Annotated in this window: 21 protein-coding genes, 1 tRNA gene and 1 pseudogene; 9 read left to right on the top strand and 14 right to left on the bottom strand. The window is 65.1% G+C overall.

What is annotated here, in order from left to right:
* Positions 1-74: 74 nt before the first annotated feature.
* The 8 genes from HD883_RS25940 to HD883_RS25975 form a co-directional block, all read right to left on the bottom strand.
* Positions 75-1,655: an aldehyde dehydrogenase (NADP(+)) gene (locus HD883_RS25940; protein WP_179590216.1), complete on the bottom strand. Its 1,581-nt coding sequence runs from the start codon at positions 1,653-1,655 to the stop codon at positions 75-77.
* Positions 1,656-1,700: 45 nt separating this feature from the next.
* Positions 1,701-2,639, bottom strand: coding sequence for a 2-hydroxyacid dehydrogenase (locus HD883_RS25945; protein ID WP_179590214.1), 939 nt, complete (start codon positions 2,637-2,639; stop codon positions 1,701-1,703).
* A 114-nt stretch (positions 2,640-2,753) separates the two neighbouring features.
* On the bottom strand, positions 2,754-3,203 hold the full coding sequence (gene dut / locus HD883_RS25950) for a dUTP diphosphatase (RefSeq protein WP_179590212.1): 450 nt from the start codon (positions 3,201-3,203) through the stop codon (positions 2,754-2,756).
* Between the two features lie 84 nt (positions 3,204-3,287).
* Entirely contained in the window at positions 3,288-3,875 is a 588-nt protein-coding gene (locus tag HD883_RS25955; protein WP_179590210.1) for a hypothetical protein, read from the bottom strand.
* Positions 3,876-3,892: 17 nt separating this feature from the next.
* Positions 3,893-5,170 carry a bifunctional phosphopantothenoylcysteine decarboxylase/phosphopantothenate--cysteine ligase CoaBC gene (gene coaBC / locus HD883_RS25960; protein ID WP_179590208.1) on the bottom strand — a complete coding sequence of 426 codons (1,278 nt, stop codon included), beginning with the start codon at positions 5,168-5,170 and terminating at the stop codon, positions 3,893-3,895.
* 9 nt (positions 5,171-5,179) lie between these two features.
* Positions 5,180-5,743, bottom strand: a complete 564-nt coding sequence (lspA, locus tag HD883_RS25965) for a signal peptidase II (RefSeq protein ID WP_179590206.1) — start codon at positions 5,741-5,743, stop codon at positions 5,180-5,182.
* Positions 5,743-8,655 (bottom strand): isoleucine--tRNA ligase, encoded by a 2,913-nt coding sequence (gene ileS, locus HD883_RS25970; protein ID WP_179590204.1) that lies wholly within the window; start codon positions 8,653-8,655, stop codon positions 5,743-5,745. The genes lspA and ileS overlap by 1 nt, the downstream gene beginning before the upstream one ends.
* A gap of 97 nt (positions 8,656-8,752) precedes the next feature.
* Positions 8,753-9,742, bottom strand: a complete 990-nt coding sequence (locus HD883_RS25975; RefSeq protein ID WP_179590785.1) for a bifunctional riboflavin kinase/FAD synthetase — start codon at positions 9,740-9,742, stop codon at positions 8,753-8,755.
* Between the two features lie 240 nt (positions 9,743-9,982).
* Between HD883_RS25975 and purN the strand changes: the two are divergent.
* The 5 genes and pseudogenes from purN to HD883_RS26000 all read left to right on the top strand — a co-directional run.
* Positions 9,983-10,633: pseudogene (gene purN, locus HD883_RS25980) on the top strand (phosphoribosylglycinamide formyltransferase); the annotation flags it as partial.
* 623 nt (positions 10,634-11,256) lie between these two features.
* Positions 11,257-12,666 carry an RsmB/NOP family class I SAM-dependent RNA methyltransferase gene (locus HD883_RS25985; RefSeq protein WP_257022724.1) on the top strand — a complete coding sequence of 470 codons (1,410 nt, stop codon included), beginning with the start codon at positions 11,257-11,259 and terminating at the stop codon, positions 12,664-12,666.
* A 393-nt stretch (positions 12,667-13,059) separates the two neighbouring features.
* Positions 13,060-14,262: a DesA family fatty acid desaturase gene (locus HD883_RS25990; RefSeq protein ID WP_179590200.1), complete on the top strand. Its 1,203-nt coding sequence runs from the start codon at positions 13,060-13,062 to the stop codon at positions 14,260-14,262.
* 294 nt (positions 14,263-14,556) lie between these two features.
* Entirely contained in the window at positions 14,557-14,793 is a 237-nt protein-coding gene (locus tag HD883_RS25995) for a hypothetical protein (RefSeq protein WP_179590198.1), read from the top strand.
* A gap of 149 nt (positions 14,794-14,942) precedes the next feature.
* A complete protein-coding gene (locus HD883_RS26000; protein WP_179590196.1) occupies positions 14,943-15,251 on the top strand; it encodes a hypothetical protein in 309 nt (102 codons plus the stop codon).
* A gap of 220 nt (positions 15,252-15,471) precedes the next feature.
* Here the strand turns inward: HD883_RS26000 and rpmG are convergent, their stop codons facing one another.
* From rpmG to radC, 3 genes are all read right to left on the bottom strand, one after another.
* The gene (rpmG, locus tag HD883_RS26005; protein WP_179590194.1) at positions 15,472-15,639 is read right to left on the bottom strand and encodes a 50S ribosomal protein L33; all 168 of its coding nucleotides are present in this window, start codon (positions 15,637-15,639) and stop codon (positions 15,472-15,474) included.
* A 38-nt stretch (positions 15,640-15,677) separates the two neighbouring features.
* On the bottom strand, positions 15,678-15,914 hold the full coding sequence (gene rpmB, locus HD883_RS26010) for a 50S ribosomal protein L28 (protein WP_179590781.1): 237 nt from the start codon (positions 15,912-15,914) through the stop codon (positions 15,678-15,680).
* 238 nt (positions 15,915-16,152) lie between these two features.
* Entirely contained in the window at positions 16,153-16,842 is a 690-nt protein-coding gene (radC, locus tag HD883_RS26015) for a RadC family protein (protein WP_179590192.1), read from the bottom strand.
* A 158-nt stretch (positions 16,843-17,000) separates the two neighbouring features.
* On the opposite strand from radC, the gene HD883_RS26020 reads away from it, so the two are divergent.
* The 3 genes from HD883_RS26020 to HD883_RS26030 all read left to right on the top strand — a co-directional run bounded on the left by HD883_RS26020 (position 17,001) and on the right by HD883_RS26030 (position 18,735).
* Positions 17,001-17,474: an FKBP-type peptidyl-prolyl cis-trans isomerase gene (locus HD883_RS26020; protein WP_179590190.1), complete on the top strand. Its 474-nt coding sequence runs from the start codon at positions 17,001-17,003 to the stop codon at positions 17,472-17,474.
* Complete coding sequence (ispH, locus tag HD883_RS26025; protein WP_179590188.1) at positions 17,475-18,497, top strand: 4-hydroxy-3-methylbut-2-enyl diphosphate reductase; 1,023 nt, start codon at positions 17,475-17,477, stop codon at positions 18,495-18,497. It begins immediately after the preceding gene.
* A 162-nt stretch (positions 18,498-18,659) separates the two neighbouring features.
* Positions 18,660-18,735 (top strand) — tRNA-Thr (locus HD883_RS26030).
* Between the two features lie 165 nt (positions 18,736-18,900).
* Here the strand turns inward: HD883_RS26030 and HD883_RS26035 are convergent.
* From HD883_RS26035 to HD883_RS26045, 3 genes are all read right to left on the bottom strand, one after another.
* Entirely contained in the window at positions 18,901-19,467 is a 567-nt protein-coding gene (locus HD883_RS26035) for a DUF2585 family protein (protein WP_179590186.1), read from the bottom strand.
* A gap of 65 nt (positions 19,468-19,532) precedes the next feature.
* Positions 19,533-19,700 carry a hypothetical protein gene (locus HD883_RS26040; protein WP_179590184.1) on the bottom strand — a complete coding sequence of 56 codons (168 nt, stop codon included), beginning with the start codon at positions 19,698-19,700 and terminating at the stop codon, positions 19,533-19,535.
* Between the two features lie 201 nt (positions 19,701-19,901).
* On the bottom strand, positions 19,902-20,390 hold the full coding sequence (locus tag HD883_RS26045) for an Lrp/AsnC family transcriptional regulator (protein ID WP_179590182.1): 489 nt from the start codon (positions 20,388-20,390) through the stop codon (positions 19,902-19,904).
* Between the two features lie 159 nt (positions 20,391-20,549).
* On the opposite strand from HD883_RS26045, the gene kynA reads away from it, so the two are divergent.
* Positions 20,550-21,404 carry a tryptophan 2,3-dioxygenase gene (gene kynA, locus HD883_RS26050; RefSeq protein WP_179590180.1) on the top strand — a complete coding sequence of 285 codons (855 nt, stop codon included), beginning with the start codon at positions 20,550-20,552 and terminating at the stop codon, positions 21,402-21,404.
* Positions 21,405-21,462: the final 58 nt, after the last annotated feature.

A 21,462-nucleotide genomic window follows, 5' to 3' on the forward strand; every position in this document is an offset into this window, starting at 1 on the left:
GGCCCGTCGAGCCGCGATGCGGTCAGCGCTGCCCGACGGGCGATCGCGCGGTTGGCGCCATCGCCCCTGACCGCTTACGCGCGGCCCAGCTCGCCATCCACCAGGCGCCAGAGGCCCAGCGGATTGCCGTCTTTCAACGACGCATCCAGCAGTTCCTGCGGCAGGTTCTGGTAGCACACCGGACGCAGGTAACGTTCGATGGCGGAGGCGCCCACCGACGTTGTCCGGCTGTCGGACGTGGCCGGGAAGGGGCCGCCGTGCACCATGGCATACGACACTTCGACCCCGGTCGGGAAACCGTTGACCAGCACGCGGCCGGCCTTGCGTTCCAGCACGCGGAGCAGGGCGCCGGCCGCGGCGTAATCGGCCGGGTCGATCTGCAGGGTGGCGGTCAGCTGACCCGACACGTGTTCGGCCACGGCGCGCATTTCGGCGTCGTCGGCGCAGACCACCAGCAACGAGGCCGGACCGAACACTTCTTCCTGCAGCTGGGGGCTTTTCAGGAACGTGGCGGCGGTGGTTTCAAACACGGCAGCCTGCGCATCATGCGGGCCGTTGGCGGCAACGCCCATGCCGATCTGCGAGACGCCACTGGCCGCGGCCAGTTCGTTCACGCCGTGGCGGTAGGCCTGGTGGATGCCGGGGGTCAGCATCGTGCCGGCGGCCTTGGCCGTCACGGCTTCGGTCACGGCCGTCTTGAACTGGGCCAGCGCCGGGCTGTCGACGGCAATGACCAGGCCGGGGTTGGTGCAGAACTGGCCCACGCCCATCGTCAGCGAATCAATGAAGCCGCGGGCGATGTCGCCGCCGCGTGCCGTCAGCGCGGCAGGCATCAGGAACATCGGGTTGATGCTGCTCATTTCGGCATACACCGGAATCGGTTCCGGACGGGCCGCCGCGGTGCGGCACAGGGCCAGCCCACCGGCTCGCGAGCCGGTAAAGCCCACGGCCTTGATGGCAGGGTGATTGACCAGTGCCTGGCCGATCTCGATGCCCGCGCCGACCACCAGCGAGAACACGCCTTCGGGCATGTCGCACGCAATGGCGGCTTTCTGGATGGCGCGGCCTACCAGTTCGGACGTACCGAGGTGGCCCGGGTGGGCCTTGGCCACGACCGGGCAGCCGGCCGCCAGGGCCGACGCCGTGTCGCCACCGGCGACCGAGAAGGCCAGCGGGAAGTTGCTGGCGCCGAACACGGCGACTGGGCCGACCGCGATCTTGCGCATGCGCATGTCGGGCCGTGGGGGCGCGCGGTCGGGCAGGGCGGTGTCCAGGGTCGCGTTGACCCAGCGGCCGTCGCGCACCAGCTTTGCGAACAGGCGGAGTTGACCGGTCGTGCGGCCGCGCTCGCCTTGCAGGCGGGCGGTGGGCAGGCCCGACTCGAGCGCCGCGCGTTCAATCAGGGTGTCGCCAATCGCCTCGATTTCGGTTGCGATGGCTTCAAGGAAAGCGGCACGCGCTTCCGGCGTGGTTTCGCGATAGGTGTCGAAGGCCTGGGCAGCCAGGTCGCAGGCCTGCTGGACTTCGGTTTCGCCGCCCCCGCCGAACGGAGGATCGATCTCTTCGCCCGTCGCGGCCTGGATGGCGCGCAGGGTGGCGGTCGATCCGCGAACGGTAGTGCGGCCGATGAGCATGTCGCCGGTAATGGTGGTCATGGGGGTCTCCTGGAGTCGGAAGGGGGCAGGTGAGATGGGGGAGCGTCAGGCGATCGGTGTCTGCAGCTGGCCGTCGGCAAAGTAGTGCTTCAGGTTGCTGATCACCAGGTCGCCCATCGCCTTGCGGGTCTCAAAAGTGCCGCTGGCGATATGCGGCAGCAGCACCACGTTGTCGAGCGTCATCAGGGCTTGCGGCACGCGGGGTTCGAATTCGAATACGTCGAGTCCGGCGCCACCCAGGCGCTTGTCAGTCAGTGCGGTGACCAGGGCGGCTTCATCCACCACGGTGCCCCGCGCAATGTTGATCAGGAAGCCTTTGGGGCCCAGGGCGGCCAGCACGTCGGCCGACACCAGGTGGCGGGTGGACGGGCCGCCGGCCACGGCCACCACCAGGAAGTCGCACCACTCGGCCAAGGCTGTCAGCGAAGGCTCGTGCTGCCAGGGCACGTCCTGAACCGGGTTGCGGCTATGGTAGCGCACGTCCATTTCAAAGCCGGACGACCGGCGGGCAATGGCCTGGCCGATCCGGCCCAGACCCAGGATCCCCAGGCGTTTGCGCGCGACCTGTGTCTGCAGCGGAAACGCGCCATTGAGCCAATCGCCCCGGCGCACGAACCGGTCGGCTGCCGACATGCCGCGCGCGGCGTCGATCACCAGGCCAAAGGCCACGTCGGCGACACAATCGTTCAGCACGTCGGGCGTATTGCTGGCCACGATGCCGCGGCGCTTCAGGGCGTCCACATCCAGCAGTTCATAGCCCACGCCAAAGCTGGACACGACTTTCAGATTGGGCAGGGCGTCGATCAGGGTGGCGTCCATGCCGACCCGCGCCGACGTGACGGCGCCGTTGAAGGTGCTGCCGTGCCGTTCCAGAAAAGCCGGTACGTCCGCTTCCTTGGCCAGCAAGTGAACGGGGAACGTGGCGGCCAGTTCCGCCTCAAGTTCCGGGGCAAGACGGCCGATCTGCAGAAGGGAAGGTGTCATGGGGGGATGCGATCCAGGAAGTACCGAAGGGGAAGCGGGAAATAGGAAGCAGCTAGATGTACGATGTCTGTCAAGTGTAGGCGAAACCGGGCCTGTCTGCAGGCCCGTGATGGCTTAACCCTTGCCCGTGCTGCCGAAGCCGCCCGTTCCGCGGTCGGTGGCCTCGAATTCGTCGACTTCTTCAAACTGCACATGCAGCACCGGGACGATGACCATCTGCGCCAGGCGGTCCAGCGGTTCCAGCACAAAGGGCGTTTCGCTGCGGTTCCATGCCGACACCATCAGCGGGCCTTGGTAGTCGGAATCGATCAGACCCACCAGATTGCCCAGCACGATGCCGTGCTTGTGGCCCAGGCCCGAGCGCGGCAGGATCATGGCGGCATAGCCGGGGTCCTGGATGTGGATGGCAAGGCCGGTCGGCACCAGCACGGTCTGGCCCGGCGCGATCGTCAACGGCCCATCGATGCTGGCGCGCAGGTCTACGCCGGCCGACCCGGGGGTGGCGTGGGCAGGCAGGCAGTCACGCATGCGGGGATCGAGAATCTTGACGGAAATGGTCTTCATGGTCGGGGCATCACGCCAAAGGCGCGAAGAAAAAGGGAGGGATAGATAGGGGGGACAAACAAGGGGGCGACTGCCCCGCCGGGCTCAGGCCCGCGTACGGCGCGATCCGGGCGGTGTCGGCACGGCCCCGCCGTTGTCTTCCGCGTCGCGGCTCACGGCCAGCGGCGGGAAGGTCTGCAGCGGCAGCTGGCCGCTCGTTCGCATCCGTTCCACGCCGCGCTTGATCAGGAACCTCGCGATCAGCGCCGGCACCAGGATCTGCACCACGTGATAGGGCTGCACGCCCTGGTCGCTGAACATCGACGTGATCAGACTGATGGCCGCCCAGAGGCCAAACGCGCCGCCCAATATGGTCTGCACCAGCCCCTGGCCGACGTTCGTGCGCTGCGCGGCCAAGGTCGTGGTGGACGCGGGCTTGCTGATGCCCGCAGGCAGGGTGTCCGCCGTCGGCGCCGGCGCGACCAAAGCCGACGGCATGCCGGTCCCGGTCGAACGCTGCTCGCCAGGGCCCAAGGTGCCCTTTTGCAGGCCGGGAATGCCCATGCGGGCGCGCACGCCGCCACTGCCGCTTTTCAGCAGCCGCTGTTCGCCGGGCGTGCCGGTGCCACGGTTGATCACGCGGTCGATATAGCCTGCGTAGTCGCCGTTGGGCGGTTCGCCGTCGAAAGGCATGGTCGTACTCCGGAGCGTTAGGGCAGGGAAAGGGGCGAGGGCGGGGCAGAAGGCACGGCCGACGGCGACCCGGGAGCCGGACGCGCAGCCAGCGTTGGCACGCGCCCCGCGGGCAGCCGCCGGGCCACCTGCGCGATCAGTTCCCGCGCCGCGGCCAGCTTGGACTGCCGGGGCAGCGGATGGCGGCCCTGGTCGTCATAGAGTATCAAAGTCGTATCGTCGGCGCCCAAAGCGTCCTGCGCAAGGTTGCCGACCAGCAGCGGTATTCCCTTGCGCTGGCGCTTCTCGGTCGCATGCTGGTCCAGGTGTTCGGTTTCGGCCGCAAAGCCGACGCAATACGGACCGCCGGGCAGGGCGGCGACCGTGGCCAGGATGTCGGGGTTCTGCACAAAACTGAGCGTGGGCGGCTCGCCGGCGGTTTTCTTGATCTTCTGCGCGCTGGCCTCGGCCACGCGCCAGTCGGCCACGGCGGCCACGGCAATGAACACGTCGGCACGCGGCGTTTCCCCCATCACGGCCGACATCATGTCGCGCGCGCTGTGCGCATCGATGCGCAGCACGCCGCGGGGAGTGGCCAGCGCAGTCGGACCCGATACCAGGGTCACGTCGGCGCCAGCTTCGCGGGCTGCACGGGCAATCGCATAGCCCATCTTGCCCGACGACACATTGGTCAGCACCCGCACGGGGTCGATCGGTTCGGCGGTCGGCCCCGCGGTGATCAGCACCCGCACGCCCTGCAAGGGCTTGGGCTGGAAGAACGCGATCAGTTCCTGCAGGACGTCATGCGGTTCCATCATCCGGCCCGAGCCGACTTCACCGCAGGCCTGGTCGCCATCGACCGGACCCAGCAGCACGATGCCATCGGCCCGCAGTTGCGCCGCGTTGCGCTGCGTGGCCGGGTTGCCCCACATCTCGCGGTTCATGGCCGGCACCATCAGCAAGGGACAGGCACGCGCCACGCACAGGGTGGCCAGCAGATCATCGGCGAACCCATGCGCCACGCGAGCCATGAAGTTGGTGCTGGCTGGCACGACCAGAATGGCGTCGGCGCCGCGGCTCAGGTCGATATGCGCCATATTGTTCGGCACGCGCGGATCCCAAGGATCCACGAACACCGGCCGGCCGGACAGCGCCTGCATCGTGACGGGCGTGATGAACTTCGTGGCGGCTTCGGTCATGACAACGTCGACCGTCGCGCCCTCGTCCATCATGCGGCGGACCAGCTCGGCCGTCTTGTAGGCCGCCACGCCGCCGGTCATTCCTACAACGATGCGTTTGCCGGTCAGGTCTGCCATCACGATTCCTTAGCGCGCCTTGCGCACGCGCAACAGCTCGTCGAGCACCAGCAGCACGGCGCCCACGGTAATGGCCGCATCGGCCACGTTGAAAGCCGGGAAGAAACTCTGATTCCAGTACACCAGGAAGAAGTCGATCACGTGCCCGTGGATCATGCGGTCGATCACGTTGCCAAGCGCGCCACCCAGAATCAGGGCCAGCGCCCACGCAAACATCTTCTGGTGGCCGTGCCGCACCAGCATGAAGACGATCACGCAGGCGACCACCAGGCCGAGCACCGTGAAGAACCACCGCTGCCAGCCCGCCGCGCCCGCCAGGAAGCTGAACGCCGCCCCCTTGTTGTACAGCAGGGTCAGGTCGAACATGGGCACGACCGCCAGGCGTTCACCGTACGTAAAGGACCGGTTGATCAAGGTCTTGGTCAGCTGGTCGATCACGATGATCAGGCCCGCGATCAGCAGCCAGATGGTCGGGTTGTTGCGAGCCGGCGCGCCGGCCTTGCGCGCGCCCGCCGCGCTGCCGGATCTGGCCGACTTGGCCGGCGCCGCCTTTACCGCCTTGACAGTCGCCATTACGCAGCCACCCGCGGCTCGCCCGGGCCTTCCAGGTTAGACACGCAGCGGCCGCAGATCTCGGGCAGCTGGGGGTCCGACCCGACGTCGTCACGCCAGTGCCAGCACCGTTCGCACTTGGTGGCCGACGACGGTGTGACGTCCACGCGCAGGTCGCTGTTGGCATTGCCATCGGTGTCGGCGTGCACGGTGGCGCGCGACACGATCAGCACGAAGCGCAGGTCATCGCCCAGGCTGCTCAGGATCGCGTGGTCATCGGGGTTGGCGTACAGGTCGATCTCGGCCTGCAAGGACGACCCGATGCCCCCCGCGGTACGGACTTCTTCGAGCTTGCGGGTCACATCGGCACGCAATTGGCGGATACGCTGCCACTTTGCCGTCAGCGCGTCGCTGTCGGCCTGCGCCGGCACGACGTGATAGGTCTCGGTAAAGATGGTGACCGCTTCCGGCTTGACCAGCGCCCAGGCTTCTTCGGCCGTAAACGACAGGATCGGCGCCATCAGTTTGAGCAGCGTCTGCGTGATGTGCCACAACGCCGTCTGCGCCGACCGGCGCGCCGTGCTGTCCACACCCGTCGTGTACAGACGGTCTTTCAGGATGTCCAGGTAGAACGAGCCCAGGTCTTCCGAGCAGAAGGCCAGCAGCCGCGCGGTGGCCGGATGGAATTCGTAGCGGCCGTACAGCGCGTCCACTTCTTTTTGCATCGACGCCGTCAAGGCCAGCGCATAGCGGTCGATTTCGAACAGATCGGCGTTGGCCACGGCCTGCGTCGTCACGTCGAAATCGCTGACGTTGGCCAGCAGGAAGCGCAGCGTGTTGCGGATGCGGCGATAGCTTTCCACCACGCGCTTCAGGATTTCGTCCGAGATCGACAGTTCACCCGAATAGTCGGTGGTGGCCACCCACAGGCGCAGGATTTCGGCGCCCAGCGAGCCCGACACCTTCTGCGGCACGACCGTATTGCCGATCGACTTGCTCATCTTGCGGCCCTGGCCGTCCACCACGAAGCCGTGCGTCAGCAGGGCCTTGTACGGCGGCGTGCCATTGAGCATGCAGCTGGTCAGCAGCGACGAATGGAACCAGCCGCGGTGCTGGTCCGACCCTTCCAGATACAGGTCGGCCGGGAAGGCCAGCTGGTCGGCATGCGAGCCGCGCAGCACGGTCTGGTGCGTGGTGCCCGAGTCGAACCACACGTCCAGCGTGTCGCGGTTCTTTTCGTAGCTGTCGGCCTCGTCACCCAGCAGGTCGCGAATGTCCAGGGACTGCCAGGCTTCGATGCCGCTGGCGTCGATCAGCTTGGCCACGGCCTCGATCAGTTCAGGCGTGCGGGGGTGCAGCGCGCCGGTTTCCTTGTGCACGAAAAAGGCCATCGGCACGCCCCACTGGCGCTGCCGCGACAGGGTCCAGTCGGGCCGGTTCGCGATCATCGCGTGCAGGCGCGCCTTGCCCCAGGCCGGGAAGAACTGGGTGTGCTCGATGCCAGCCAGCGCGCGTTCACGCAGCGTGCCGCGTGTGGACAGCGCCGAGGGTGCGTCGGGCGCATCGGCAACGGCCGCGTTCCGGACGGCCGCAGCGTCGTCAACGTTCGTTTCGTGCGGCTGCACGTCCATCCCGGCGAACCACTGGCTGGTCGCGCGGAAGATGATCGGCGTCTTGTGGCGCCAGCAGTGCATGTAGCTGTGCTTGTACTTTTCAACCTTCATCAGCGTGCCGGCCGCCTCAAGGGCTTCGACGATGCGCGGATTGGCGTCCCAGATCTTCTGGCCGCCGAACAGCGGCAACGAGGCCGCATACACACCGTCGGCCAGGACCGGACTGATGATGTCGCTGTCCTTGATGCCGTTGGCCTTGCAGATGATGAAGTCGTCCACGCCATAGGCGGGCGCGGCATGCACGATGCCCGTGCCGGTATCCAGCGTGACGTAGTCGGCCAGGTAGACGGTCGACACGCGCTCGTAGCCCTTGGCCGCCTTGGCCAGCGGATGGTGGAAGGTCATGTGGTCCAGCGCGGCGCCCTTGCAGGTCGCGACCACGTCGCCTTCGATGTCCCACGCCTTCAGGCAGGATTCGACGCGTTCTTCGGCCAGGATCAGCATCGTGCCGTAGGGGCCGGCCAGGCGGGTCCGGACCAGCGCGTAGCTGAATTCCGGATGCAGGTTCAGGGCCTGGTTGGACGGCAGGGTCCAGGGCGTCGTCGTCCAGATGACGATGGCGCCATCGTCGATGTCATCGGCGCCGGCCAGGCCAAAGGCCTTGGCCAGCCCGGCCTTGTCGGCGAACGGGAAGGCCACGTCCACGGCCGGATCGACCTTGTCCGCGTATTCGACTTCGGCTTCCGCCAGGGCCGAGCCGCAATCGAAACACCAGTTCACGGGCTTGAGCCCGCGGAACACGAACCCTTTTTCCAGGATCGTGCCCAGGGCGCGCAGCTCGTCGGCCTCGTTCCGGTAGTTCATGGTCAGATAGGGGTTGTCCCAATCGCCCAGCACACCCAGGCGCTTGAAGTCTTCCTTCTGGCGGGCGACCTGCTCGGTGGCGTAGGCACGGGCCTTGGCCTGCACCTCGGCCACGGGCAGGCCCTTGCCGAACTGCTTTTCGATCTGGATTTCGATCGGCATGCCATGGCAATCCCAGCCCGGCACGTAAGGCGCATCAAAGCCCGCCAGCGTGCGGCTCTTGACGATGATGTCTTTCAGGATCTTGTTGACGGCATGACCGATGTGGATGTCGCCGTTGGCATACGGCGGGCCGTCATGCAGCACGAAACGGGGGCGCCCGGCGCAGGCTGCGCGGATCGCCTGATACACACGTTTTTCTTCCCAGGCCTTGACCCATTGCGGCTCGCGTTTGGCAAGGTCGCCGCGCATCGGGAAGGGGGTATCGGGAAGGTTGAGGCTTTTCTTGTAGTCCATGGAAACACACAAAATCGCACATCAGCCCCGTACGCGGGGCGGGCACTATCGACTGGGCGGGAGGATGAACGCGGCAGTGTTACGCCGCGCCACCGGTTCAAATTCGATCGGTGGCGGCGTTCGCCGGATTGATCTGGCCGAGGAAGTCTGCGTCGAAGAACGCACGGGCCTGGCGCGCGTCGTTCTCGATCGCTGCCGTCAGGGTCGGCAGATCGACGTATTTTTCTTCATCGCGCAGTTTTTTCAGGAATTCCACCTGGACGAGTTTACCGTAAGCGTTTCCACTGAAATCGAAGACATGGACTTCGAGCAGCACGCGTCCGCTGTCATCGACCGTCGGGCGCACGCCCAGGCTGGCCACCGCAGGCAGCGGTGACGGACCCAGTCCATGCACCTGCACCACGAAGATGCCCGACAGCGCCGGGCAATTGTGGGAAATGCGCAGGTTCAGCGTGGGAAAGCCCAGGGTGCGGCCCAGCTTCTGGCCGTGGATCACGTGACCGCTGACGCTGTACGGATGGCCGAGCAGGGTGGTTGCGCGGTCCAGGTCGCCCACGGCCAGCGCCGTGCGGATGGCCGAGCTCGAGATGCGCTGGCCCGCTTCCATCACGGACCCGATCGACTCGACATCAAAGCCGTGACGCGCGGCGTTTTCGCGCAGCAGGGCCAGGTCGCCGCTGCGATGCGCGCCAAAGCGGAAGTCGTCCCCGATCAACAGCCATTTCACCTGCAGGCCATCAAGCAGCAGATGATCGATGAAGGTCTGCGCCGGCATGGAGGCCAGGTGCGCATTGAAGCGCTGCACCACCACGCGCTGCATGCCGGCGCGGCCCAGCGCACAGAGCTGGTCGCGCAGCCCGGCGATGCGGGTGGGCGCCAGTTCGGGGCGGCGATGGAAGTTGGCGAAGTATTCGCGCGGATGCGGCTCGAACGTCATGACGGTGGGGACCAGTCCCCGCGCGTCGGCCGCGGCCTTGACCTTGGCCAGCATGGCCTGATGGCCCCGGTGGACGCCGTCGAAGTTCCCGATCGTGAGCGCGCACGGCTGCCGCAGCGACGGCGGCGGCAGGCCCCGGAAGATGCGCAGGGTGGGCTGGGTGGCCGCGGGCCCGGCGGTTGGCAGGGCGGCGGCAGTCGGGACTGGGTTCAAACCGGATTCACGAATGGACTGGACAAGGCAAGAATTCGATTCTACGACGGCCAGCGCCGCGACTCCATGCAAACGTGGCGCGGACACGTCGGTACAACCCGGACAAAAACGTCCTAAAACGTTGAATTATAGGAGTTTTTTGCTTGGGAGGAGGGGCCCCGATGCTATAATCCGCCGATGCAAGCACCCTTATTTTCTTCGTCACGGCCGTGTCGGTTCGTGATCCTGATTTCCGGGCGTGGCAGCAACCTGCAAGCCATTGCCGACGCCTGCCATGTCCGCGAACTGCCTGCCCAGGTGGTCGGCGTGATCGCCAACCGCGCTTCGGCGTCGGGCCTGGAGTGGGCCGCCTCCCGCGGCATTCCCACCCGGGTCGTGTCCCACCAGGGCCATGCCGACCGCGCATCGTTCGACGCGGCGCTGGCGCAGGAAATCGATGCCCTGGCGCCCGACTACGTGCTGCTGGCCGGCTTCATGCGCATCCTGACCGACGGATTCGTCAACCACTACGCGGGCCGGCTGATCAACATCCACCCGTCGTTGCTGCCGCTGTTCCCGGGCCTGGCCACGCACCAGCAGGCGCTGGATGCCGGCGTTCAGGTGCATGGCTGCACGGTGCACGTGGTCACGCCGGAACTCGATCACGGTCCGATCATTGCCCAGGGCATCGTGCCGGTCCAGGCTGGCGATACCCCCGATAGCCTGTCGGCCCGGGTGCTGCAGGTCGAACACCAGGTCTACCCGGCGGTGGCCCAGTGGCTGGCCGAAGGCCGCGTGCAGATTCACGGCGATCAGGTCAGCGTCACGGGCGTGAGCCGGCGGCTGTTCGAAGGCGGCGTGGCGACGCCGACTGCGTCCGCGCCAGCACCGGCCGCTCCCCTGACGGCGGCTGCCCTGGCCTGCACGGCCGCTCCTGCGGCACTTCCCGGCCACGTGGTCGCCAGTTCCGCCGACATTCCCCATTTACCGGTTGCCACTTCGGCAACCTTGCGAGAAACAGTATGAAGCCAGCGCGGCCCTCCGCCCCCCGTCCCCCCTCCAAATCGCGTCCGGCCTCGCCGCTGCGCTGGCCCAAGGCCGCCGCGCCGCAGGGCCGCGGGGACGCCGACGCTCCGCGCCATGAAGGCGCCGCACCGGGCGGCCGCGGCATCGACCGCCGTTCCGAGCGCCGCGACACCAACCGGGGCACGCCCTCGGCCGACACGCGTGGTCCGCGTCTGGATCGGCCCGGTGCGCCTGGCGCAGACCAGGGCAGCCGGGATGCCTGGCCGCCTGCACCGCGTGGCGACCGTCCGTCGGCGCGTGCCGAAGGCGATCGCGGCCCACGTGGGGACGGTGAACGCGCCCCGCGCCACGACGGCGACCGCGCTCCCCGCCCGGAAGGCGATCGCGCCCCCCGGGCCGACAGCACCCGTACCCCGCGCGACCGCATGGCTGGCGCCGAAGGCACGATGCGTCCGCGCACGCCGTCGCATCCGATCAATGTGCGCATCGAGCAGGTCCGTGAAGCGCTGGGCGAAATCCTGCAGTGGGCCGGCCCGGCCGACCTGACCCTGTCGCGCTACTTCCGCAACAACCCCAAGCTGGGCATGCGTGATCGCGGCACCGTGGCCGAAGCCATCTACGACGTGCTGCGCCATCTGCGCCGCTATCGTCAGGTGGCCGAAGGCGGCCGGGGCGCCGCCACCCGCCGCCTGGCCATCCTCGGCCTGGCGTCGGTGCTCGGCCCGGAACAGGTCCGCCCGGTCCTGGGTGAAGAAGAATCCGACTGGCTGGGGCGCGTGCTCCGCATTTCGCCGGCCTCCTTGCCGCGTGAAGTGCGCCTGAGCGTGCCGGACTGGCTGTCCGAAGCGCTGGAAATCGAACCCGACAGCGAGCGCCTGCTGATGGCGCTGAATCGCGCCGCGCCGCTCGATATCCGCATCAATCCCATGAAGATCGACCGCGACACCATCCTGGCCGAATTGCGCGCCGGGGTCGAAGACGCCGAAGTCGAGCCGACGCCGTATTCGCCGTTCGGCATCCGCTTGCAGGGCCGCCCGGCGCTCAATCGTTGGTCGCGTTTCGAAGACGGCAGCATCGAAGTGCAGGATGAAGGCAGTCAGTTGCTGGGCTTGCTGGTCGCGCCCCGCCGCGGCGAAATGGTCATCGACTTCTGCGCCGGCGCCGGGGGCAAAACCCTGTTGCTGGGCGCTCTGATGCGGTCGACCGGCCGGCTGTACGCGCTGGATGTGTCGCAGGCCCGCCTGACCCGCTTCAAGCCCCGCATGGCGCGCAGCGGTCTGTCGAACGTGGTGCCTATCGTCATCGCCAATGAAAACGACGCCCGGGTCAAACGCCTGGCGCGCAAGGCGCACCGCGTGCTGGTCGACGCGCCCTGCAGCGGTACCGGCACGTTGCGCCGCAATCCCGACCTGAAATGGCGCCAGACGCCCGAATCGGTGTCCGAACTGTGCGTCATGCAGCGAAGCATCCTGTCGGCGGCATCGCGCTGCGTGGCCCCGGGCGGCCGCCTGGTGTATGCCACCTGCAGCATCCTGCGGGTCGAAAACGAAGGCCAGGTCGACGCCTTCCTGGCGGCGCATCCCGACTTTGAAGTCCTGTCGGCGTCCGAGGTCCTGGGCGATCGTGTCACCGGCCTGGATCTGACCGGCCCGTACCTGAAGCTGCGCACCGACATCCATGGCACCGACGGCTTTTTCGCGGCGGTGTTCCAGCGCAAGACCACGGCAACGCCGCCCAAGGCCGATGCCGAAGCGGCTGCGGTTCCCGAAACGACCGAAGAACTGGCCATCGACCCGGCCGATGATGCATTGCCGCCACAGGTTGCGCTGGACGGTACGGAAGAGCAGCCCGCGTAGGTTCCGGGCAGGCTGCCCGGGCGTCAGCGTGCCTGCCTGGATATCGGGGTCGCGGCGGATGCCGTCCGACCCCAAAAAACAGGGTGTGGCGCTGCCCAAGTCACGGTATCTTTGACGCCGCAGCCGCCGCGAAGTATTTCAGGGCTGTGTCAGAAAAGGGGGCGCGCAGGGGAACCCTTTAAGGGAAAATCCCGTCCAACCAGATGGCTTTTCCAGTGACTGATTCCCTTGGGGGTCAGCTACATTGATTGAGCGTTCCGCTACGAGCCCGGAGCGCGGGAAGTGCGAGTGAGGCTTGTTGTTCAGCGAAGGCGTCTATCCGATGCCCGGCTGGCGGGGCATACCTTGCCCCTTGTGCCGACGGTGATGCTTCCGCCTGGCCTGTGAGGTTTTATGGATTGGTTGCTTTCGTTTCTGTCCAACGGCTTGCTTGACGCCGCGTGGTGGCAGATTCTGGTTTTTGCTCTGGTTGTCACCCACGTGACGATCCTTAGCGTCACGATTTACCTGCATCGCTGCCAGGCGCACCGGGGGCTGGACCTGCACCCTGCGGTCGCGCACTTTTTCCGGTTCTGGCTCTGGCTGACCACCGGCATGGTCACCAAGGAATGGGTGGCCATCCACCGCAAGCACCATGCGCGCTGCGAGCGCGACGGCGATCCCCATTCGCCCATGGTGTTCGGCATCGGCAAGGTCTTCTTTGAAGGCGCCGAGCTGTATCGCGCCGAATCCAAGGTTGACGAAACCATGGCCAAGTTCGGCCACGGCACGCCCAACGACTGGGTCGAGCGCAATCTGTACTCGCGTTTCCAGTGGCAGGGCGCCGGACTGATGATGATCATCGACGTGCTGCTGTTCGGCGCGATCGGCCTGACCGTCTGGGCCGTGCAGATGATCTGGATCCCTTTCTGGGCAGCCGGCGTGGTGAATGGTATCGGTCACTTCTGGGGCTATCGCAACTACGCCAGTCCCGATGCCAGCCGCAATGTGTCCCCGTGGGGCTTCATCATCGGCGGCGAAGAATTGCATAACAACCACCACGCGTATGCGTCGTCGGCAAAGTTTTCCAGCAAGTGGTACGAAATCGACGTGGGCTGGGGCTGGATCCGTGCGTTCGAGATCCTGGGTCTGGCCAAGGTCAAGAAGGTGGCGCCCAAGCTGCGCCTGAACGAAACCAAGCCGGCCATCGACCAGGAAACGCTGCAAGCCGTCATCACGCACCGCTATGAAATCATGGCCCGGTATGCCGATCTGCTGAAGCACGCCGCGCACGACGAGATCCAGCGCCTGAAGTCGTCCAAGGCGGCAACGGCGGCTTGGCATCCCCTGAAACGGACGCGCAGCTTCCTCCATCTGGCCGATGACGAATCGCTGCCGCCGGCGCATCGTACGGAAGTCGCGTCGGTGCTGGCGGAACATCATTCGCTCGCCACGCTGGTCCAGATGCGTCGTGAACTGTCGTCGATCTGGGAACGTTCGACCGCATCCAGCGAGCAATTGTTGAAAGACCTGCAGGATTGGTGCAATCGCGCGCAGCAAAGTGGCATCGCGCGGCTGGAAGAGTTCTCGGCCCGGCTTCGGAGTTACGCAGCCTGACCAGGACGGTTTTTCATAAGTAGTCCTAGCGCATTAAGGGGAGCCGTCAGGCTCCCTTTTTTTATGCCTGACGCTAGGGAAAAGGGTGCTGAGGCTGCTCTACACCCTATCGTCGGCGGACCTATTCTGATCAGGGGCGCGCCGCAAGCTCGCAGGGTTTCACACCCGCCGAATAGGGCGCTGCATCAGCCCGCGGGGGTGTTTTGACGGGATCGGGTACGTCACTTGCTAGTCCTTCATCAATAGCGGTAATCGCATTCATCCCAATGCCGTTAAACATGCAAGAGGTTGACCATGAGATCCAATGTCGTGCCGATTCCCGTCAAGGACTTCAGTGAGCAATTTGTCGCAACGCGGCAGATGGCTATCGATGCCTATGTGCACTGGCGCAGCCAGGGTCCAGAAAAACACGATATGACCGCCCATACGCTGGCGGCCGGTTTGCTGGAGTCCATGAAGGGTGCTCCGGAAGCTGAAAAGGAAGAACTGCTGGCTTTTGTGCTGAGCGAGCTCTTCGAAACGATCGAGTAAGTGCAGTGACGCGATGATGCGCAAGGCCAAAGCCTTGGGCGTCGCATCGCGCACAGTAGGCGGCCCAGGACGCAAGGGCGCGGCAACGCGCGCGTCGGGCCGTATTTCGGGCGCTGCAGGACAGGCGCCGCATCACCAGGAGAACAATGATGACCAAGACACTCAAACTGATGTACGCAACCGCTGCCGTGGCGGCCAGCCTGGCCGCAGGTGGCGTGTTTGCGCAAACCACGCCGCCAGCGGGCGCCGATTCCAAGGGTCGTACGCCACCGGTCGTGTCGCCCCAGCGTACCGAAACCGGCGGGGTGCGTGACCCGGCAGCGGCCAACACCAATCGCAACACGGCGACCCCCAGCGGCAACGTGGCCGGTGTAGGCCAGGGCGCGACCGGTCAGCGTGGCACCACGCAGCTGGACACGCGCAAGGGTCAGGAAAAAGTGACCCGCGACGCCAAGTAATGTTGCTGCCTTGCAAGAACCGCTTGCAAGAACCGCTTGCAAGACCCGCTTGCAAGACCCGCTTGCAAGACCCGCAGCGCAAGAACGAAAAAAATGCCCCTAGGGGCATTTTTTTTGGCCAGGGCAGTGACGCCATGACCAGAAACCGCTGCGCAACCGCCTGTACCTGCAAAACGCGACCGGAAGGTGGCGATCCGCAAGCACAACTGCTGCGACTGGCTTACTTCAGCTTGGTTTCTTTGTAGTCCACGTGCTTGCGAGCGACCGGATCAAACTTCTTGATCAGCATCTTTTCAGGCGTCGTGCGCTTGTTCTTGGTGGTGGTGTAGAAATGCCCGGTTCCAGCGGTGGATTCGAGCTTGATCTTTTCGCGTGCGCCTTTGGCCATGATCTCTTCCTATGGGGCGTGAAATGTATTGGCGTGAATTAAGCGGCTTCGCCGCGTGCGCGCAGTTCAACCAGAACGGATTCGATACCGTTCTTGTCGATCGTGCGCAGTGCGTTCGTGCTGACGCGCAGGCGCACAAAGCGGTTTTCGCTCTCGACCCAGAAACGACGCGATTGCAGGTTAGGCAAAAAGCGACGCTTGGTCTTGTTGTTCGCGTGCGAAACGTTATTGCCCGACATCGGACGCTTACCGGTAACTTGACATACTCGTGCCATAGCGACACCTCTTCTATTTCGTGGAATTCGTGATACGGACAGGGCTGCGCCTAACGGGGCATCCGGCATGCCGAGCGGATAAGCACCCGCTCGACAGATCGAGCGGATAAGCATGCCGGGCTTGCACGGCTGACTTGCCGTTGGCTGCACTCAACACGCCGTAAAGCTCACGAGCATAGCATGGAAAAACCAATGCAATCAAGCGCTTGTGCCGGTGCATCAAGGGGAACGCCACAGTTTACATGGCGCCGCGCTCTGCCAGCGACGTCGTGACCGTGCCCGCCACGATGATGTGATCGAGCAGCCGGATGTCCACCAGCGCCAGGGCATTCTTGACATGGTGGGTCAGGCGTTCGTCGGCCGCACTGGGTTCCGGATTGCCCGACGGGTGGTTGTGCGTGAGGATGACCGACGCTGCGTGGACCCGCAATGCCTCGCGCACGATCTCGCGCGGGTAGACCGTGGTCTGGCCCAGGGTGCCTTCCGACAAGGTCGTCACCTGGATCAACCGGTTGCGCATATCCAGATAGAGGGCCAGGCAGCATTCGATCTGCCGGTGCGCCAGCGCCATCGAACAATATTGTTTGACGGCCGACGGGTGGGTCAGCACATCTTCGCGATGCAGGGTTTCAGCCACTTCGCGCCGCGCCAGTTCCAGGATGGCCTGGAGTTGGCCCACCTTGACCTCGCCCAGCCCGTCGATCTGCCGCAGGTCGTCGCGCGACGCGGCAAACAGTCCGCGCAGGCCATTGAAGCGCGTAAGCAGCAGGCGCCCCAGTTCGATGGCGTTGCAGCCTGCGGTGCCGGTGCGCAGCAGCACCGCCAGCAGTTCGGCATCGGTCAGGACCGACGGGCCGTGGCGCTGCAGACGTTCGCGCGGACGTTCTTCAACAGGGACGGTGTGTTGCAGCGAAGTGGTCGAGGCCATGATGGGTCCTGCCGGTAGCAATAAAGAGAGGATGGAGAATCGGGAAGACGAAGGGCGAGGCGCCAGCGCCACGCCGGCTGCCCTGCAAACCAAGGTAAAATCGGCGTTTCGCCGCATCGTTCCTGTGCGGCGCACTCGTATCGATACGGTGACATACCTTGAGTTCTGCCTCCTCCGATTCGTCCTTGCTCATCCGTGAGGACTCCTACGTAACCCTGCACTACCGCATCTCGCTGGCGTCGGGCGCGGGTGAAGGCGAAGTGTTCGCCGACACGTTCACGGGCCGTCCGGCCACGTTGCAATTGGGCGCGGGCCAGTGGGCCCCCGGCATGGAAGGCCCCCTGGTCGGTCACGCCGAAGGTGAACGTTTCAGCTACACCCTGGCCCCCGTGCACGCCTATGGCGACCGCAATCCCGAACTGATCCAGCGCGTGACGCTCGCCATGCTGCGCGAACACGCGGGGGACGAGAACTTCGAGCCAGGTGATCTGGTCGAATTCCAGGCCCCGAACGGCGCAAAATACTCCGGCATCTTCAAGGAGAAGGACGCGACGACGGCGGTATTCGATTTCAACCACCCGCTTGCCGGCCACGCGCTGCAGATCGACGTGGCCATCCTGGGAGTGATGTAGATGACTGTTGTTGAGACGACCGCGGCAGGCGCCCCGGCCAGCGCCGACGGACTGGTGGCGCGCGAAACGCGCCGCGCCGTGCCGGTTGACGTGGTGCTCGCGCAGCCGCGCGGGTTCTGCGCGGGCGTGGACCGGGCCATCGATATCGTCGAGCGCGCGCTGGAACTGTTCGGCGCCCCGATCTATGTCCGCCACGAGATCGTCCACAACCGGTATGTCGTCGAAGATCTGCGCAACAAGGGCGCCATCTTCATTGACGACCTGCAGGATGCGCCGCCGGGGTCCACCGTGGTGTTTTCGGCGCACGGCGTGCCCAAGGCGGTTCGCCGCGAAGCCGATGGCCGCGAACTCAAAGTCTTCGACGCCACCTGCCCGCTGGTGACCAAGGTGCACGTCGAAGTCGCCAAGATGCGCGCCGCCGGCAACGAGATCGTGATGATCGGGCACAAGGGCCATCCGGAAGTGGAAGGCACGCTGGGCCAGTCCGAAGGCGGCATGTACCTGGTCGAAACCGTGGAAGACGTGCTTGCGCTGCAGGTGGCCCATCCCACCCGGCTTGCCTACGTCACGCAGACCACGCTGTCGGTGGACGATGCCGCCGAAGTCGCCAATGCATTGAAGGCGCGTTTCCCGGGCATCGTCGAGCCCAAGCGCAGCGACATCTGTTATGCCACCCAGAACCGCCAGGACGCCGTCAAGATCATGGCGCCCGACTGTGATCTGGTGCTGGTGGTCGGCAGCGTCAACAGTTCCAATTCGAACCGGTTGCGGGAAGTGGCCGAGCGCAAGGGCGCCATGTCGTTCCTGATCGACGGTCCGCAAGACATCGATCCGTCGTGGCTGACCAACCGCAGCCGCGTGGGCGTGACGGCCGGTGCATCGGCCCCCGAACTGCTGGTGCAGCAGGTGATCGCACGGCTCAAGGAACTGGGCGCCGTGTCGGTCCGCACCATGGATGGCGCGGAAGAGGGCGTGTCCTTCCCCCTGCCCAAGGGCCTGTCGCGCAAGGTGGATTTGTCGTAATCGGCGCGGGGCCGGCCGTTTCGGCAGGCCCCTGACAAAGAAAATGTCCGCCTCTTGAATTCCAGCTGATTTCTTTGCTAGAATTGCGGGCTACGCTACAGAGCAGCAAAGCCGGGTCGGCACAACCGATACCTGCCATGCCTTTGTCAGCGGGTGGTACAAGCCGATGTAGCTCAGTTGGTAGAGCAGCGCATTCGTAATGCGAAGGTCGTCAGTTCGATTCCGATCATCGGCACCAATTTGAAAGACGAAGGTTGGGTTCGCTCTATGCGGTTCTCCGCATTTGGTTAGTCCAATCCGCGGATTTCTTGAAGCCCCGCAGTATCGACCCTGGTGTTCAAACCCGGGTCGGTGCTGCGGGGCTTTTTTCTTGATGCACCAGAGCCCCACCTGCACCACACCCCTACTGCACCAGGTTCCACACGATCCGCACGGTCGCCAGGACCAGCCCGTCGTGGATCATCCACGACACGATCAACTCCAGCGCCACCGCCAGCAGCACCGATGCCGCCAGGGGCAGCAGCCGCGCCGCCCAGAAGCCGACCATCACAAAGCCGGTGTCGGCCAGGGAATTCAGGATGCTGTCGCCGTCGTAGTCAGGCGCGGCGTTGGCCGCATTGTCCATCAGCTGGATCACCCAGGGGGTGTTCTCCATCACTTCCCACACCGTGCTGCTGAACACCGCCAGCAGGGCCAGGTCGGCCACCCGCCAGGTCGGGCGCAGCCGGCGAAAGCCGCGTGACAGGGCAATCCCGAAAATGATGTGCAAGAAAGAGTAGGGATCGGCAACCTGCTGGGAATTCTGGGCGGCGTCCGAGCCGGTCTGCCAGAGCGACACGACGCCGCAAGGACAGATCGCGCTGCGACCCATTAGCACCAGCCACAGAACGTGGATCACCAGCAGAAGCGGGATCAGGAATTTGCCGAACGGCTTGTCGGGGGTGAGGGCTTGGTCGGAAGGGTAGGCCACGCATCGGCTCTTGGACGGCTTCGATGGCTGAGCCTGCGCAAGCAGGGTGCCCAGACGCCCAACAGCTAGTTCTGCTCGGGCCGATAGTCCTGTTCGATCGTTTCTTGCCGGCCATGACGGAACCACCAGGCGGCGGTGGCCACGCCGGCCAGGTAGGCCAGGATGGCGAATGCCATCAGCATCAGCGGATTCAGAATGGAGGGGTGGAAGATCATCGGATCCAGGGCCGACATGGCAGCTCCTTCAAGACAGTTGGCACAGTGTCGCCAAATGTTGCTCCGCCGCACATCGGTGAAAGGGTCCAAGGGAGTAGCACAAGGCGCCCTAGTCCGGTTGTCGTAGCCGGCTCTAGGCCAGGGTCTGACTTTCCGGGCGACGTCTCATCCGGGTTAACCCGTGTCTCCGAGACGAATTCAATCATTCGCCCGGCACGGTCAGCTTCCGTTCTTGACGGAAAGCACGTCCAGCACCGAAGTCTGTTGCTTGATCGACCCGAGCACGATGTTGGACTGGATATCGCGCACGCCGGGCGCGCGGTACAGCCGGTTCACGATGAAGTCGGAGTAATGGCTTACGTCGCGTGTGCGTACCACCAGCATGTAATTGGCCCCGCCCGTCACGATCCGGGCCGACACCACTTCGGGCCAATCCTGCAGCGCCGACACGAAGGTCTCGTGCCAGTTCGGGACTTCATGGCGCATCGATACATGCACCACGGCTTCGACTTCCAGGCCCAGCTTGACCGGGTCCAGCACGCATTGGTAGCCGCTGATCACGCCGGCGTCTTCCAGCAGTTTGACGCGCCGCAGGCAGGCGGACGGGGACAGCGCGATACGCGCGGCCAGGTCCTGATTGCTGATGCGGCCTTCGGCTTGCAGGCACTCAAGGATGCGCAGATCGATCTTGTCGAGATTTAGTCGCATGAATTGACTCTTCGGGTGCGTCGCACGAAATATCCTGCGGTTATTGGATGATAAACGCCGCATGAACGCCAGCACATTCGAGACACCCTTCTATAAGATGGAGTCATGTTGCTGCACTGCAGTGGCATCCCCCCCGTCACCTCCGACACCGAGACCGCCATGTCCTGTCCCTACCAAGCGCCGGCCGCCGATACGCCTGCGTGGCACGATGCCCAGATGAAGTTCGACAAATCGATGAGCTACGGCGACTACCTGTCGCTGGACGCGCTGCTCAGCGCGCAGCATCCGATTTCGACCCATCACGACGAAATGCTGTTCATCGTGCAGCACCAGACCAGTGAACTCTGGATGAAACTGGCGCTGCATGAACTCATGGCGGCGCGGGACTACATCCGGACCGACCGGGTGGAACCGGCGCTCAAGGTGCTGGCGCGGGTGTCGCGGATCATGGAACAGCTGGTGCAGGCCTGGACGGTGCTGTCCACGCTCACGCCTTCGGAATATTCCGAATTCCGCGACGTGCTGGGCGCGTCGTCGGGCTTCCAGTCCTATCAATACCGGCAGATCGAATTCATCCTGGGCAACAAGAACCCGGCCATGACGCAGCCGCACGAACACCATGCCGAGCGCAATGCGCTGGTGGTGGACGCGCTGCACGCGCCGTCGCTCTATGACGAGATCATTGCGCTCATGGCGCGCCGTGGCCTGGCGATCGACGCCGGCCGGCTGGAACGCGACTGGACGCAGCCAACCACGTCCGACGTGTCGGTGGAACTGGCGTGGCTGACGGTGTATCGCGACACGCACGGCTGGTGGGACGTGTACGCGCTGGGCGAAAAGCTGATCGATCTGGAAGATGCATTCCGCCAGTGGCGCTTTCGCCATGTCACCACGGTGGAACGTGTGATCGGCTTCAAGCGCGGCACGGGCGGCACCGCGGGCGTGAGCTACCTGCGCAAGATGCTGGACGTCGTGCTGTTTCCCGAGCTGTGGCACGTACGGACCGCGCTGTAAGTCCGGCTTGCTGCAAGTCCCCCGACAAGACCGTGTTCCGACTCGGCCATATTGACTT

Origin of the sequence: Pigmentiphaga litoralis (assembly GCF_013408655.1) — a bacterium.
GTDB lineage: Bacteria > Pseudomonadota > Gammaproteobacteria > Burkholderiales > Burkholderiaceae_B > Pigmentiphaga > Pigmentiphaga litoralis_A.

Coding starts and splice junctions, on each gene's coding strand:
- HD883_RS25940 (WP_179590216.1), bottom strand. CDS start 1,655: ATGACCACCATTACCGGCGACATGCTCATCGGCCGCACTACCGTTCGC.
- HD883_RS25945 (WP_179590214.1), bottom strand. CDS start 2,639: ATGACACCTTCCCTTCTGCAGATCGGCCGTCTTGCCCCGGAACTTGAG.
- dut (WP_179590212.1), bottom strand. CDS start 3,203: ATGAAGACCATTTCCGTCAAGATTCTCGATCCCCGCATGCGTGACTGC.
- HD883_RS25955 (WP_179590210.1), bottom strand. CDS start 3,875: ATGCCTTTCGACGGCGAACCGCCCAACGGCGACTACGCAGGCTATATC.
- coaBC (WP_179590208.1), bottom strand. CDS start 5,170: ATGGCAGACCTGACCGGCAAACGCATCGTTGTAGGAATGACCGGCGGC.
- lspA (WP_179590206.1), bottom strand. CDS start 5,743: ATGGCGACTGTCAAGGCGGTAAAGGCGGCGCCGGCCAAGTCGGCCAGA.
- ileS (WP_179590204.1), bottom strand. CDS start 8,655: ATGGACTACAAGAAAAGCCTCAACCTTCCCGATACCCCCTTCCCGATG.
- HD883_RS25985 (WP_257022724.1), top strand. CDS start 11,257: ATGCGTCCGCGCACGCCGTCGCATCCGATCAATGTGCGCATCGAGCAG.
- HD883_RS25990 (WP_179590200.1), top strand. CDS start 13,060: ATGGATTGGTTGCTTTCGTTTCTGTCCAACGGCTTGCTTGACGCCGCG.
- HD883_RS25995 (WP_179590198.1), top strand. CDS start 14,557: ATGAGATCCAATGTCGTGCCGATTCCCGTCAAGGACTTCAGTGAGCAA.
- HD883_RS26000 (WP_179590196.1), top strand. CDS start 14,943: ATGACCAAGACACTCAAACTGATGTACGCAACCGCTGCCGTGGCGGCC.
- rpmG (WP_179590194.1), bottom strand. CDS start 15,639: ATGGCCAAAGGCGCACGCGAAAAGATCAAGCTCGAATCCACCGCTGGA.
- rpmB (WP_179590781.1), bottom strand. CDS start 15,914: ATGGCACGAGTATGTCAAGTTACCGGTAAGCGTCCGATGTCGGGCAAT.
- radC (WP_179590192.1), bottom strand. CDS start 16,842: ATGGCCTCGACCACTTCGCTGCAACACACCGTCCCTGTTGAAGAACGT.
- ispH (WP_179590188.1), top strand. CDS start 17,475: ATGACTGTTGTTGAGACGACCGCGGCAGGCGCCCCGGCCAGCGCCGAC.
- HD883_RS26040 (WP_179590184.1), bottom strand. CDS start 19,700: ATGTCGGCCCTGGATCCGATGATCTTCCACCCCTCCATTCTGAATCCG.
- HD883_RS26045 (WP_179590182.1), bottom strand. CDS start 20,390: ATGCGACTAAATCTCGACAAGATCGATCTGCGCATCCTTGAGTGCCTG.
- kynA (WP_179590180.1), top strand. CDS start 20,550: ATGTCCTGTCCCTACCAAGCGCCGGCCGCCGATACGCCTGCGTGGCAC.